Source organism: Streptomyces sp. x-80 (genome assembly GCF_046549095.1).
In the GTDB taxonomy this organism is placed as follows: domain Bacteria; phylum Actinomycetota; class Actinomycetes; order Streptomycetales; family Streptomycetaceae; genus Streptomyces; species Streptomyces celluloflavus.
In genome coordinates, this window is record NZ_JAJPWM010000019.1 from 88,522 (window position 1) to 102,638 (window position 14,117).

Genomic DNA, 14,117 nt, shown 5'->3' on the forward strand with positions numbered 1-14,117 from the left:
TGATCCGGCGTCTGCCGCCTCTCTCTGTATGTGGGCCCATTGACGGGCACGCGTTCAGGGAGCGGAGAGAGGCGGATTTCATGTACACCGTGGTGGAACGAGAGTTGGAACTGGGCCTGGTCCTGTCCCCGGAGCGCACCATCGCGGTGCCGGCCCGGCTGACCTACCGGGCGGACGACCCGTACGCCGTCCATGTCACCTTCCACATCGGCTCGGACGCCCCCGTCCACTGGACGTTCGCCCGCGAACTGCTCGTCGAGGGCGTGTTCCGGCCGTGCGGCCACGGGGACGTGCGGGTCTGGCCGACGAAGCTGGACGGCCGCAGCCTGGTCTGTGTGGCGCTGTCGTCGCCGGACGGTGACGCGCTGTTGGAGGCGCCGGCCGCGGCGGTCTCGGCATGGCTGGAGCGCACCCTGCGGGTGGTGCCGCCCGGGTCCGAGCAGCAGCACCTGGGGATCGACAAAGAGCTGAGCGAGCTGCTCGCCCTGACGAACCGCGACGACCTGTGGCCGACCGACCTCTGGCCCGGGGACGAGTGGCCCGAGCCCGGGGCCTGAGACATGGCGGCCGCCACCGCCGGTGGGCCACCCCGTCGCACACTTGTGAAATATTCAACCAAATTGCCGTGTTGTCCCCGTCATGACCGAGACGTCCCGCGCACGCCTGGACCCGACCGCCACCGCCGACGACCACGGGTACGGACCCGCCTCCGCCTCCGCCCCCACTCCCCCTCCCACCCCCCTTCCCGCCCCCGGCTACCACGAGCACGGCACGGCCGCCGAGCGCTGGGCGCGCGCCCAGTTGTTCTTCGAGGCCAAGGACTTCACCGCCGCGGCCCGGATCCTCCGGGGTCTGGTCGACGCGGACCCCCGGCCGGTCGCCCCCCGGCTGCTGCTCGCCCGCGCCTACTACCACTCGGCCCAACTGCGGCGCGCCGAGACCGAGTTGCGCGCTGTCCTGGAGCGCGACCCGGTCGAGGAGTACGCCCGGCTGATGCTGGGCCGCACGCTGGAGCGCCAGGGCCGTCCCGCCGAGGCCGCCCCGCACCTGCGGATCGCCGCGGCGCTGGGCGTCGACGCCGACGGCCGCGGCTGAGGCCGTACGGGCGGCCCGGGTCGGCCGTGCGGGCGGGGTGACCGGCCGGCGGGCGGGGCGGGCCCGCGCCCGCCCGCCGCGTCCCGGGCGCGCTCAGCCCCGGTACGCCTCCAGCAGCCGCAGCCACACCTCGCTGATGGTCGGGTAGGCGGGCACCGCGTGCCAGAGGCGTTCGAGGGGGACCTCGCCGGCCACCGCGACCGTCGCGGAGTGCAGGAGTTCGCCGACGCCGGGGCCGACGAAGGTGGCGCCGAGCAGTACCTCGCGGTCCAGGTCGACGATCATCCGGGCCCGGCCGCGGTAGCCGTCGGCGTACAGCAGGGAGCCGGCCACCGCGCCCAGATCGTGGTCGACCACCCGGATGCGGTGGCCGGCGCGTTCCGCCTCGGCGGCGGTACGGCCGACCGAGGCGGCCTCGGGGTCGCTGAAGACGACCTGCGGTACGGCCTCGGTGTCCGCGGTCGCGGCGTGCGCGCCCCACCGGTCGGACTCCAGGACCGGCACCTGCCGCGCGCGGGCGGTGATGGCGGCGCCGGCGATCCTGGCCTGGTACTTGCCCTGGTGCGTCAGGAGCGCGCGGTGGTTGACGTCGCCGACGCCGTAGAGCCAGTCGCCCGCCACCGCCCGCACCCGGCAGCTGTCGTCCACGTCCAGCCAGGAGCCCGGTTCCAGACCGACCGTCTCCAGGCCGAGGTCGTCGGTGCGCGGGGCGCGGCCGGTGGCGATCAGGATCTCGTCGGCGACGATCTCCTCCCCGGAGTCCAGGATGACGGTCACCGGGCCGCCCGGTGCCTCCCGGCGCACCTCGCGCACCTCGGTGCCGGTACGGAGGAACACCCCGGCCTCGGCGAGCGATTCGGCGACCAGGAGGCCGGCGAACGGTTCCATCCGGGGCAGCAGCCCCTCGCCGCGTACCAGCAGCGTGACGGAGGCGCCCAGGGCCCGCCAGGCGGTGGCCATCTCGACGCCCACCACGCCGCCGCCGACCACCACCAGGCGGCCCGGTACGGCCTGCGCGCTGGTGGCCTCGCGGCTGGTCCAGGGCTTGGCCTCGGCGAGTCCCGGGATGTCGGGGAGCAGAGCGCGGCTGCCGGTGCACACCGCGACCGCGTGCCGTGCGGTGAGCACCCGCCCGCCGTCGACCACCACCCGGCGCGGGCCGTCCAGCCGGCCCTTGCCGCGCACCAGGTCGACGCCGACCGACTCCAGCCACCGCACCTGACTGTCGTCCTTCCAGTGGGAGGCGATGTCGTCGCGGTGGGCGAGGACGGCGGGGGCGTCCAGGGGGCCGGTCACCGCGTCCTTGAGGCCGTCGACGCGGCGCGCCTCGGAGCGGGCGGTGACCGGGCGCAGCAGGGCCTTGCTGGGCATACAGGCCCAGTAGGAGCATTCGCCGCCGACGAGTTCGCTCTCCACGATCACCGCGCTGAGCCCGCCGGCGTGGACGCGGTCGGCGACGTTCTCGCCGGGCGGGCCGGCCCCCAGGACCACGACGTCGTACACGTCCTCGGCGGCTTCGGTCGTTTCGCTCGCTGCCATCGGCTCATCGCTCCCTGCGTGGGCGTGGGCGGCCCGGTGGGGCCCGGCGGGTCCTTGTCCATACTCTGCCCCGGGGACCGTCGCCGCATCCGGCGGTCCGCCGCCTCCCGGGCCGCGCGGCGGCCGGGCGTGGCGCGTACCGAGGTCCGGTCCGCGAGCCCGGTCCGCGGCCCGCGCCCCCGGCGCCTCCGCCGCACCGGTGGTGCTCCGCCCCGGCCCCGTACGAGGCCGGACGGTCCGTCGCGGGCCCGGGGTCACGGAACGTGAGGGTGCCGGGCAGCCCGGTCGGTGCCGGGCGGAGGCCAGGAACCGGCGGCCGAAGAGGGGAGAGTTCTCGGACCGTCCCGGTGTCGCGTCCGACAGGGCGGCCTGGGCGGCGGTCCGGCCGGCAGGGCGGCCGGTCGGGGCGGCAGGGACGGTGCGCCGTTCGGCGGACGGCCACCGGTCGCGGGGCCCCGCACCGCCGTCGCCCGAGCCCCGTCCCCCGGGGCCCCGGCACCCGCCGTGCCCGTACCCAACGCCCCCGCCCGCGCCCGCACCGCGCCCGTAAGAGCCCGCCCCCGTCGCCGTTCACACCGGCTCGTCCAGGTTCAGAAGAGCTTGCCCGGGTTCAGGATGCCCAGCGGGTCGAAGACGTCCTTGATGCCACGCTGCAACTCCAGGCCCACCGGCCCCAGTTCGCGGGCCAGCCATTCCTTCTTCAGGACGCCGACGCCGTGTTCGCCGGTGATCGTGCCGCCCAAGCGCAGGCCGAGGGCCATGATCTCGTCGAAGGATTCGCGGGCGCGGCGGGATTCACCGGGGTCGTCGGCGTCGAAGCAGACGGTGGGGTGGGTGTTGCCGTCGCCGGCGTGGGCGCAGACGCCGATGGTGAGGTCGAATTTCGCGGCGATGGCGGCGGTGCCGTCGAGCATCTCGGCGAGCCGGCTGCGCGGGACGCACACATCGTCGATCATCGTGGCCGATTTGAGCCCTTCCAGGGCGGTCAGGGTCAGCCGGCGGGCCTGGAGCAGCAGGTCGGACTCGGCGGGGGTGTCGGCGGGGACGACCTCGGTGGCGCCGGCGGCGGTGCACAGCGCGCCGACGGCGGCGAGGTCGGCGGCCGGATCGGGGGTGTCGAAGGCGGCGAGCAGCAGGGCCTCGGTGCTGTCCGGGAGGCCCATATGGGCCAGCGCGTTGACCGCGCGGATGCTCGTCCGGTCCATGAGTTCGAGCAGCGAGGGGGCGTGGCCGCGGGCCATGATCTCGCAGACCGCCTCGCAGGCGGCCGCGGTGGAGGGGAACTCGGCGGCCAGTGCGAGCTGTTGCGGCGGTTCCGGCTTGAGGGCGAGGACGGCGCGGACGACGATGCCCAGGCTGCCCTCGGAGCCGACGAAGAGCCGGGTGAGGTCGTAGCCGGCGACGCCCTTGGCGGTGCGCCGGCCGGTCGTCAGGAGGCGGCCGTCGGCGAGCACGATGTCGAGGCCGAGGACGTACTCGGCGGTGACGCCGTACTTGACGCAGCACAGCCCGCCGGAGGCGGTGCCGATGTTGCCGCCGATCGAGCACTGTTCCCAGCTGGAGGGGTCCGGCGGGTAGTAGAGGCCGTGTTCGGCCACGGCGCGGGAGAGGACGGCGTTGACGACGCCGGGTTCGACGACGGCGATCCGGTCGACGGGGCTGATCTCCAGGATGCGGTCCATCTTGACCAGCGAGAGCACGATGCAGCCGTCGGAGGCGTTGGCGGCGCCCGACAGGCCGGTACGCGCGCCCTGGGGGACGACCGGGACGCGCAGGGCGGTGGCGGTGCGCATGACGTGCTGGACCTGCTCGACGGTGCGCGGCAGGACGACGGCGGCGGGGGTGCCGGCCGCGCAGAAGCTCGCCATGTCGTGGGCGTAGGAGCCGGTGACGTCGGGGTCGGTGAGGATCGCTTCCGCGGGGAGTCCGGCGCGCAGGTGTGCGATGAGGTCCATACGGCCAGCCTCGCATCCGTGGGCGCCCCGGGGAAGATCACCGGGGAAGGTCACCGGGCGGGCCGGGTGCCGGCCCGCCCCGTGGGCGGTCAGAGGTTGCCGCGGCGCTCCTGCTCACGCTCGATGGCCTCGAAGAGGGCCTTGAAGTTGCCCTTGCCGAAGCCCAGCGAGCCGTGCCGCTCGATCATCTCGAAGAACACCGTCGGCCGGTCCTGGACCGGCTTGGTGAAGATCTGGAGCAGATAGCCGTCCTCGTCGCGGTCGACCAGGATCTTCAGCTCGCGCAGCGTCTCGACGGGGACCCGGGTCTCGCCGGCCCAGTCGCCGAGGGTGTCGTAGTAGGAGTCGGGGGTGTCGAGGAACTCCACACCGGCCTCGCGCATGGCGCGGACGCTGGCGACGATGTCGTTGGTGGCCAGCGCGATGTGCTGGACGCCGGGGCCGCCGTAGAACTCCAGGTACTCGTCGATCTGCGACTTCTTCTTGGCCACCGCGGGCTCGTTGAGCGGGAACTTGACCTTGCGGGTGCCGTCCGCGACGACCTTCGACATCAGGGCGGAGTACTCGGTGGCGATGTCGTCGCCGACGAACTCCTTCATGTTGGTGAAGCCCATGACGTCGTTGTAGAAGCTCACCCACTCGTCCATCTTGCCGAGTTCGACGTTGCCGACGCAGTGGTCGATGGCCTGGAAGCGGCGGGCGCCGGGCGCCACGAGCGGGGCGGCGGCGACGAAGCCGGGCAGGTACGGGCCGTGGTAGGCGGTGCGCTCGACGAGGGTGTGCCGGGTCTTGCCGTAGGTGGCGATGGCGGCGCGGACGACGGTGCCGTGCTCGTCCGTGGTCTCGTAGGGCTCGTCGATGCCGGTGGCGCCGTGCGCGACGGCGTAGGCGTAGGCGGCGCGGGCGTCCGGTACCTCGATGGCGAGGTCGATGACGCCGTCGCCGTGCGCCGCGACGTGGTCGGCGAGGAAGTGGCCCCAGTCGGTGGTGGGCCGGATGACGGAGGTGAAGACGAACCGGGCGCCGCCGGATTCGAGAACGTAACTCGCGGTCTCGCGGCTGCCGTTCTCCGGTCCGGAGTAGGCGACGCGCCGCATGCCGAAGGCGGTGGCGTAGTAGTGCGCGGCCTGCTTGGCGTTGCCGACGGCGAAGACGACCGCGTCCATCCCCTTGACCGGGAAGGGGTCCGCCTGCCGAGCCGTGCCGGGGGTGGAGGGCTTGGTGTGCATCGTGGTGTCTGCCATGGCCGCAGAGTCCCGCCGATCCACAAGGTGCGCAATAGTTTGTGCATTTGCTGGGCATATTGTATAGCAGCCGGGGAGTCCTGCCGGGCTATCTGTACATGATGACCATCGGAATCGGAGGAACCGGCGATGGCGATCGATCATTTGGACGGGGCGCTGATCGAGCTGCTGGCGCGCGAGCCGCGGATCGGCGTGCTGGAGGCGTCCCGGCGGCTCGGAGTGGCGCGCGGGACGGTGCAGGCCAGACTCGACCGGCTTCAGTCGAATGGAGTGATCCGGGGGTTCGGGCCGGAGGTGGACCCGGCGGCGCTCGGCTACCCCGTGACCGCATTCGCGACACTTGAGATCAAACAAGGGCAAGGAGGTGACGTACGCGCCCATTTGGCGACCGTTCCGGAGGTGCTTGAGCTGCATACAACGACCGGACATGGGGACATGCTGTGCAGGCTCGTCGCCAGGTCCAACGCCGATCTGCAACGGGTGATCGATCGGGTCGTGGGTTTTGATGGCATCGTGCGGGCTTCGACCGCGATTGTCATGGAAAACCCGGTTCCACTGCGCATCATCCCGCTGGTGAAACAGGCATCGGGGGACTGACCGAGGAGAGCGCCGAGTGAGCTTCTGGGAATACGTCGGTAACCGGCACACCCAGCTGCTGACGGATGCGTACCAGCACGCCAGCGCGGTCTTCCAGTGCATGGTGGTCGCCACCGTGCTGGGCGTCGCGCTCGGCGTGCTCACGTACCGCAGCGAATGGGCGGGCAACCTCGCCACCACCACGACCGCCACGATCCTGACGATCCCCTCGCTGGCCATGATCGGTCTGCTGATCCCGGTCGTCGGCCTCGGCGTCGCCCCCACGGTCATCGCCCTGACCCTGTACGGGCTGCTGCCGATCGTCCGCAACGCCATCGTCGGACTGCGCGGCGTCGACCCCACGCTGGTGGACGCGGCGAAGGGCATCGGGATGTCGCGCACCGCCCGGCTGCTGAAGGTCGAACTGCCGCTGGCCTGGCCGCCGATCCTCACCGGCATCCGGGTCGCCACCCAGATGCTGATGGGCATCGCGGCGATCGCCGCCTACGCCTCGGGCCCCGGCCTCGGCAACGAGATCTTCCGCGGTATCGCCTCGCTCGGCAGCGCCAACGCCCTCAACCAGGTGCTCTCCGGCACCCTCGGGATCGTCGTCCTCGCCCTGCTCTTCGACGCCGCCTACGTCCTGATCGGACGCCTGACCATCTCCAGGGGGATCCGTGCCTGAACCGTCCGGGACGACCGCAGCTGCCGGCGCCGGCATCCGGCTGGAGAATCTGACGAAGCGCTACGCGGGCAGCCCCGGCCCCGCGGTGGAGAACGTCAGCATGGAGATCAAGGCCGGTGAGCTGGTGGTCTTCGTGGGGCCCTCCGGCTGCGGGAAATCCACCACCCTCAAGATGATCAACCGGCTGATCGAGCCCACCGCCGGCCGTATACGCATCGGCGACGAGGACGTCACCGGCATCGACCCGGTCCGGCTGCGCCGCAAGGTCGGCTACGCCATCCAGTCCTCCGGCCTCTTCCCGCACATGACCGTCGCCCAGAACATCGCGCTGGTACCGAAGATGGCCGGCTGGTCCCGGCCGAGGGTCCGCGACCGGGTCGCGGAGATGCTCGACCTGGTCGGCCTGGAACCGGGCGAGTTCCACGGCCGCTATCCACGCCAGCTCTCCGGCGGCCAGCAGCAGCGCGTCGGCGTCGCCCGCGCCCTGGCCGCCGACCCGCCCGTCCTGCTGATGGACGAGCCGTTCGGCGCCGTCGACCCGATCACCCGCGACCACCTCCAGGACGAGCTGATCCGGCTCCAGCACGAGCTGCACAAGACCATCGTCTTCGTCACCCACGACTTCGACGAGGCCATCAAGCTCGGCGACCGCATCGCGGTGCTCCGCGAGCGCTCGCACATCGCCCAGTTCGACACCCCCGAAGCCATCCTCACCAACCCCGCGGACGACTTCGTCTCCGGCTTCGTGGGCGCCGGCGCCGCGCTCAAGCGGCTCAACCTCACCCGGGTCCGGGACGTCGGCGTCGTCGACTTCCCCACCGCCGGGGTCGACGACCCGCTCCAGTCCATCTTCGACCTGCTGCGCTCCGGCACCACCAACGAGGTGCTGCTGCTCGACCGGCACCGCCGCCCGTACAAATGGCTGCGCCGCGGCGATCTCTCGCGGGCCAAGGGATCGCTGGCGCGGGCCGGCACGCTGGTGCACGACACGGTCACCCGGGACGCGACGCTGCGCGACGCCCTGGAGGCGGTGCTCACCGACAACGCGGGCCGGGTCGCGGTCACCGGACGGCGCGGCGAGTACACCGGCGTGGTCGACATGGAGACGCTGATGAACAACGTCCACGAACTGCTGGAGGCGGACCGGCTGGAGGCCGTCGAGCACCAGCACCAGCTCCAGGAACAGCGCGCCCTGCTGACCCGGCAGGAGCAGGAGGGCGGATACGCGGCGGGCCCGGACGGTACGGACGGCCCCGCGGGGGTCACCGCATGAGTCCGCGCGATACGAGCAGGCCCCGTAAGGACGAGCGGCCGCCGGGCGAGCACGAGGTGCACGGCGTGGCCTTCCGCGACGAGGTCACGGCCGAGGCCCCGGCGCCGGCGGGCGCCACGGCCGGACCCGCGGCACCGCCCGCCGCGGCGGCGCGCCGGATCAGCGGGCGGCAGGCGGCCCTGCGGCCGGCCTTCCTCGCCGCCGCGCTGCTCGCCACCTGGCTGTGGTTCCGCGGCGCCCGCCTGGACTCCATCGCCCACCAGGCGGTGGACCACGGCAAGGTGTGGCTGGCGCTGCGCCAGCACGTCGAACTCACCGTGGTCTCCACCTTCTTCGTGCTGATCATCGCGATCCCGCTGGGCATCGCGCTGACCCGGCCCGCGCTGCGCGCGGCGGCGCCGGTCGCGACGGCCCTCGCCAACCTCGGCCAGGCGGTCCCCGCCCTGGGCCTGCTGGTCCTGCTGGTCATCTGGCTCGGCATCGGCGCCAGGGCCGCCGTCATCGGCATGGTCGCCTACGCCGTGCTGCCCGTCCTGGCCAACACCATCGCCGGGCTGCGCGGTATCGACCCGACACTGACCGAGGCCGCCCGCGGTATCGGCATGTCCCCGCTGGGCGTACTGCGCAAGGTGGAACTGCCACTGGCCGTACCGCTCATCCTGGCCGGGGTGCGCACCGCGCTCGTGCTGAACGTCGGCACCGCGACGCTGGCCACCTTCGGCGGTGGCGGCGGCCTGGGCGACCTGATCTCGGCGGGCATCATCACCCAGCGGATGCCGGTACTGATCCTGGGGTCCGTACTGACCGTGGTGCTCGCCCTGCTGGTGGACTGGCTGGCCTCGCTCGCCGAGCTGCTGCTGCGGCCGCGCGGCCTGGAGGGGACGGTCTGATGGCGCACCGCGCACCCCGCCGGCGCACCCGTCGCCGGGCGGCCGCCGCGGCACTGGCCGGCGCCCTGCTCGCCGCCGGGCCCGCCGGCTGCGGTCTGGTCAGCGGCAGCCCGATGAGCGACGCCGTCAAGCCCGGTACGGTCGGCCGCGGGCTGCCCCTCAAGGGCGCCGAACTCACCGTCACGTCCAAGGAGTTCACCGAGAACATCATCCTCGGCCAGATCATGGGCCTGGTGTTCAAGGCGGCCGGCGCCACCGTCATCGACAAGACCAACATCCAGGGCACGATCGGCGCCCGCGAGGCCGTCAAGTCCGGTACCGCGGACGGGATGTACGAGTACACCGGCACCGCCTGGATCACCTTCCTCGGCCACGAGCGGCCGATCGCCGACCCGTACCGGCAGTGGGCGGCGGTCCGCGACGCCGACCGGGCCAACGGCCTCGACTGGCTGCCGCCCGCCGCCCTGAACAACACCTACGCGCTGGCGCTGAACGCCGCCAACGAGAAGAAGTACGGCGTCCGGAACCTCTCGGACGTCGCCGCGCTCCTCAAGCGCGACCCGGGCGCGGTCACCCTGTGCGTGGAGAACGAGTTCGCCACCCGCAACGACGGCCTGCCGGGCATGGCGAAGGCGTACGGCATGGACATCCCGCCCGCCGCCATCCGCAAGATGACCGGCGGTGTCGTCTACACCGAGGCGTCCCAGGGCACGGCGTGCACCTTCGGTGAGGTCTTCACCACCGACGGCCGCATCAAGGCGATGGGCCTGACCGTGCTCGCCGACGACCGGCACTTCTTCCCGAACTACAACGCCGCGCCCGAGATGCACGCCGCGACGATGCGGAAGTATCCGCGGATCGCCGGCGTCCTCGCCCCCGTCACCGCGGCCCTCGACAACGAGGTCGCGCAGAAGCTCAACCGCGAGGTGGACGTGGCGGGCCGGGACCCGCACGAGGTCGCCAGGGACTGGCTGATCGGGAAGGGGTTCATCACGGCGGGGTAGCGGCCCGCCGCCCGGCCCCGGGCCCCGGGCGCGGTGGCGTACGGATCAGCAGCTGGGGACGTCGCCGCCGGCGCGGAGCGCCTTGAGGGCGTCCACCGCGCCGCCGAGGGTGGTGACGGGGATCAGCCGCATCCCGTCGGGCAGCTCGGCGCGGGCCTCCGCGCACTCCTTGACCGGGACCAGGAAGACCGTGGCGCCGTCGCGGTGCGCGGCCTGGGTCTTGAGGGGGACGCCGCCGACCGCGCCGACCTTGCCGTCGGCGGTGATGGTGCCGGTGCCGGCGACGTTCTTGCCGCCGGTCAGATCGTGCCCCGCACCGTCGCCGTCCAGTTTGTCGACGATGCCGAGGGCGAACATCAGGCCGGCGCTGGGGCCGCCCACATCCGCCAGGCTCAGCTTGACCTTGACGTCCTTGGCGGACTTGTCGAGGTGGCCGAGTGCGGCGCTGGTGGCGGTGGACTGGGACTTCTTCATCTGGTCCGCGTTGTGCTCGGCGATCTGCTCGGTGCTCTCGCCCACGGGATAGACCGCGTCGCGCGGCATCACGGCCTCGTCCGTACGGAACCAGCCCGTGACGACGTCCGGCAGGTGGACGGATGCCTGGGGGCCGGTGGCGACGATCGAGGTCATCCGCAGCTGGCCGCTGGTCTCACGGGTGTCGGCGCCGGTGATGGTGATCACCGGCTTGCCCTTGTCGTCACCGAGGACGTTCGCCGTCATCCCCGGATACGCGACCGAGAACGGCAGCGGTGCGAACGCCGCCGTGACGAGCAGGGCGACGACGGGGGCGGCGCAGACCGCCAGGATGCGGGCACGTGAAGACACCCCGCCACCCTAAAGGACCCCCGCCCCGGCGGCCTCACCGCAGCGCTTCGGCCACTTCCCGGGCGGCATCGACCACCCGCGGGCCGACCCGGTCGGAGACGCTGTCCGAGAGCATCACCACACCGACGCTGCCCTCTATGCCGCTCACCCCGAGCAGCGGCGCCGCCGCCCCGCTGGCACCGGCCTCCAACTCCCCGTGGGTCAGGGCGAGTCCGGCGTCCTGGGTCCTGCCCTGCCGGGCCTTGAGGATCGCCCGCCCGGCGGCCCCCCGGTCCAGCGGATGCCGGAATCCGGCCCGGTAGGCGACGTGGTAGTCCGTCCAGGTCGGCTCCACCACGGCGACGGCGAGCGCTTCGGCGCCGTCGACGAGGGTGAGATGCGCGGTGGCCCCGATGTCCTCGGCGAGCGAGCGCAGCGCGGGCAGCGCGGCCTCTCTCACCAGCGGATGCACCTGGCGGCCCAGGCGCAGCACGCCGAGGCCGACCCGGGCCCGGCCGCCGATGTCCCGGCGCACCAGAGCGTGCTGCTCCAGGGTCGCGAGCAGGCGGTAGACCACGGTGCGGTTGACGCCGAGCTTGTGGGACAGCTCGGTGACGGTCAGCCCGTGGTCGGTGTCGGCGAGCAGTTTGAGGACGCGCAGTCCCCGGTCGAGCGTCTGGGAGGTCTCCGCGGTCACGACGCCCCCTCCTCGTGTGAGTGGCGGCGCTCGGACGCGGCGCGCTGCCCGTCCCGGAGCAGCGCGCAAGAGCCGCCGGCCGCATGGCACCGGCTGCGCTCCGCGGCGGCGCTGCCACGGGGCGTGTTCGTGACGGGACAGTAGCGAGCCAGTCCGGTCAGCGGAAGGGCACGTCCAGAATCCGGTCTCTCCCGTCCGGTATATCCACTCTGGCGCACCCTCCCGGCGGCCGGCGGCCTTTCGGCGAGAGCCATACCGTAATCGAGTCGTGACCTGACGGGGTCGCCGTGGGGCGGGCCCGGGAAGAGCCGCGGGAGGGGAGAGCCGGGAAAAAGAGCGGGGCGGCACCCCGTCCAGGAGTGCCGCCCCGCGCCGGCGTCGTCCGTCATCCGCCGTCCCCGGCCCCGCCGTTCGCCGTTCGCCGGGCGCGGGCGCGGTACGGCGCTCAGGCCGCCGCGCTCACCGCATCCGCGTGGCCCACTCCTGCACCTTCTTGATCCGCTCGCGCAGCTGTCCGGCGGTGGCCTCCGCGCTCGGCGGCCCGCCGCACACCCGCCGCAGCTCGGTGTGGAGCACGCCGTGCGGTTTGCCGGACTGGTGGACGTACGCGCCGACCAGGGTGTTCAGCTGCTTGCGCAGTTCCAGCATCTCCTTGTGCGTGACCACCGGACGGCGTTCGGCCGGCAGCTCCAGCAGGTCGGCCTCCGAGTCCGGCTTCTTCCGGCTGTGCGCGATCTGCCGGGCCTGCCGCTTCTGGAGCAGCATCTGCACCTGGTCGGGCTCCAGCAGCCCGGGGATGCCGAGGTAGTCCTGCTCCTCCTCGCTGCCCGCGTGCGCCTGCATGCCGAACTCGGCGCCGTCGTAGAGCACCCGGTCGAAGACCGCCTCCGACTCCAGCGCCTCGAAGGAGAACTGCTCCTGCTCGCCGGTGTCCTCGTCCTGCTGCTTCTCGGCCTCCGCGAGCTCCTTCTCGGACTCCGCGAACGGGTCCTCCTCACCGTCCTTCTTCGGCTTGTCCAGGACGTGGTCGCGCTCGACCTCCATCTCGTTGGCGAACGTCAGGAGCATCGGCACGGTCGGCACGAAGACGGAGGCCGTCTCACCGCGTTTGCGGGACCGTACGAAACGGCCCACCGCCTGCGCGAAGAACAGCGGCGTGGAGATCGTCGTGGCGTACACGCCGACCGCCAGCCGCGGCACGTCGACGCCCTCGGACACCATCCGGACCGCGACCATCCAGCGGTCGTCGGAGGCCGCGAAATCGTCGATCCGCTGCGAGGCCCCGGTGTCGTCGGACAGGACGAGGGTGGCGCCCCGCCCGGTGATCTCCCGGATCAGCTTCGCGTAGGCGCGGGCCTGCTCCTGGTCGGAGGCGATCACCAGCGCCCCGGCGTCCGGGATGCCCTTGCGGACCTCCGTCAGCCGCTGGTCGGCGGCGCGCAGCACATTGGGCATCCAGTCGCCGCGCGGGTCCAGCGCGGTGCGCCACGCCTGCGAGACGGCGTCCTTGGTCATCGGCTCGCCCAGCCGCGCCGCGATCTCGTCACCGGCCTTCGTCCGCCAGCGCATGTTGCCGCTGTAGGAGAGGAAGATGACCGGGCGGACGACGCCGTCGGCGAGCGCGTTCCCGTAGCCGTAGGTGTAGTCGGCGGAGGAGCGCCGGATCCCGTCGTTGCCCTCCTCGTACGCCACGAAGGGGATGGGGTTGGTGTCGGACCGGAACGGGGTGCCGGTCAGCGCGAGCCGGCGGGTGGCCGGTTCGAACGCCTCCAGGCACGCCTCGCCCCAGGACTTGGAGTCACCGGCGTGGTGGATCTCGTCGAGGATGACCAGCGTCTTGCGCTGCTCGATCCGGTTGCGGTGCAGCATCGGCCGTACGCCGACGCCCGCGTAGGTGATCGCGACGCCCTGGTACTCGCGGCCGAGGGGGCCCGCGCTGTACTCCGGGTCGAGTTTGATCCCCACCCGGGCGGCGGCCTCCGCCCACTGCTTCTTCAGATGCTCGGTGGGCGCGACGACCGTCACCTGCTGCACGACGTGATGGTGCAGCAGCCATGAGGCGAGGGTGAGCGCGAAAGTGGTTTTGCCGGCGCCTGGTGTCGCGACGGCGAGGAAGTCCTTTGGCTGGGTCTGGATGTACCGGTCCATGGCCGCCTGCTGCCAGGCACGCAGCTTGTTCGCGGTGCCCCAAGGGGCCCGGCCCGGAAAGGCCGGGGACAGGTGGTGGTTGTTGGTGGCGCTGGTGGTGGTAGTCACGGTCTCCGTCGGGCTGGCTCGGCGATCGGCAACCGCGTCAGCCTACCGGTGCGGCTCGCCCGCTTCCGGGCGAGTGCGCGCAGTCGCCCGGAAGTGCGT

Annotated in this window: 13 protein-coding genes; 7 read left to right on the forward strand and 6 right to left on the reverse strand. The window is 72.5% G+C overall.

Annotated features, from left to right (window positions below):
- Nucleotides 1-80 precede the first annotated feature (80 nt).
- Nucleotides 81-557 (forward strand): SsgA family sporulation/cell division regulator, encoded by a 477-nt coding sequence (locus ACLJWH_RS31745; protein ID WP_411145212.1) that lies wholly within the window; start codon nt 81-83, stop codon nt 555-557.
- A 244-nt stretch (nt 558-801) separates the two neighbouring features.
- The gene (locus ACLJWH_RS31750; protein WP_411145288.1) at nt 802-1,095 is read left to right on the forward strand and encodes a tetratricopeptide repeat protein; all 294 of its coding nucleotides are present in this window, start codon (nt 802-804) and stop codon (nt 1,093-1,095) included.
- 93 nt (nt 1,096-1,188) lie between these two features.
- On the opposite strand, the gene ACLJWH_RS31755 is transcribed toward ACLJWH_RS31750, so the two are convergent.
- From ACLJWH_RS31755 to hppD, 3 genes are all read right to left on the reverse strand, one after another.
- A complete protein-coding gene (locus ACLJWH_RS31755) occupies nt 1,189-2,634 on the reverse strand; it encodes a dihydrolipoyl dehydrogenase family protein (RefSeq protein ID WP_411145213.1) in 1,446 nt (481 codons plus the stop codon).
- Nucleotides 2,635-3,224: 590 nt separating this feature from the next.
- Complete coding sequence (locus ACLJWH_RS31760) at nt 3,225-4,589, reverse strand: FAD-binding oxidoreductase (RefSeq protein WP_411145214.1); 1,365 nt, start codon at nt 4,587-4,589, stop codon at nt 3,225-3,227.
- Between the two features lie 89 nt (nt 4,590-4,678).
- Nucleotides 4,679-5,833: a 4-hydroxyphenylpyruvate dioxygenase gene (gene hppD / locus ACLJWH_RS31765; protein WP_411145215.1), complete on the reverse strand. Its 1,155-nt coding sequence runs from the start codon at nt 5,831-5,833 to the stop codon at nt 4,679-4,681.
- A gap of 129 nt (nt 5,834-5,962) precedes the next feature.
- Between hppD and ACLJWH_RS31770 the strand changes: the two genes are divergently transcribed.
- Genes ACLJWH_RS31770 through ACLJWH_RS31790 form a run of 5 tightly spaced genes read left to right on the forward strand, consistent with a single transcriptional unit; the run spans nt 5,963 to nt 10,261 of the window.
- Nucleotides 5,963-6,430, forward strand: a complete 468-nt coding sequence (locus tag ACLJWH_RS31770; protein WP_052857863.1) for an Lrp/AsnC family transcriptional regulator — start codon at nt 5,963-5,965, stop codon at nt 6,428-6,430.
- 16 nt (nt 6,431-6,446) lie between these two features.
- A complete protein-coding gene (locus ACLJWH_RS31775) occupies nt 6,447-7,094 on the forward strand; it encodes an ABC transporter permease (protein ID WP_411145216.1) in 648 nt (215 codons plus the stop codon).
- Nucleotides 7,087-8,367 (forward strand): betaine/proline/choline family ABC transporter ATP-binding protein, encoded by a 1,281-nt coding sequence (locus ACLJWH_RS31780; RefSeq protein ID WP_411145217.1) that lies wholly within the window; start codon nt 7,087-7,089, stop codon nt 8,365-8,367. Before ACLJWH_RS31775 ends, ACLJWH_RS31780 begins: the two co-directional genes overlap by 8 nt.
- A complete protein-coding gene (locus tag ACLJWH_RS31785; protein ID WP_411145218.1) occupies nt 8,364-9,257 on the forward strand; it encodes an ABC transporter permease in 894 nt (297 codons plus the stop codon). Before ACLJWH_RS31780 ends, ACLJWH_RS31785 begins: the two co-directional genes overlap by 4 nt.
- Entirely contained in the window at nt 9,257-10,261 is a 1,005-nt protein-coding gene (locus ACLJWH_RS31790) for a glycine betaine ABC transporter substrate-binding protein (RefSeq protein WP_411145219.1), read from the forward strand. The genes ACLJWH_RS31785 and ACLJWH_RS31790 overlap by 1 nt, the downstream gene beginning before the upstream one ends.
- Nucleotides 10,262-10,306: 45 nt before the next feature.
- Here the strand turns inward: ACLJWH_RS31790 and ACLJWH_RS31795 are convergent, their stop codons facing one another.
- From ACLJWH_RS31795 to ACLJWH_RS31805, 3 genes are all read right to left on the reverse strand, one after another.
- Nucleotides 10,307-11,086: a PDZ domain-containing protein gene (locus ACLJWH_RS31795; RefSeq protein ID WP_411145220.1), complete on the reverse strand. Its 780-nt coding sequence runs from the start codon at nt 11,084-11,086 to the stop codon at nt 10,307-10,309.
- 34 nt (nt 11,087-11,120) lie between these two features.
- Complete coding sequence (locus tag ACLJWH_RS31800; protein WP_052857845.1) at nt 11,121-11,762, reverse strand: IclR family transcriptional regulator; 642 nt, start codon at nt 11,760-11,762, stop codon at nt 11,121-11,123.
- A gap of 459 nt (nt 11,763-12,221) precedes the next feature.
- Nucleotides 12,222-14,018, reverse strand: coding sequence for a DEAD/DEAH box helicase (locus tag ACLJWH_RS31805; RefSeq protein WP_411145221.1), 1,797 nt, complete (start codon nt 14,016-14,018; stop codon nt 12,222-12,224).
- Between the last annotated feature and the right edge of the window lie 99 nt (nt 14,019-14,117).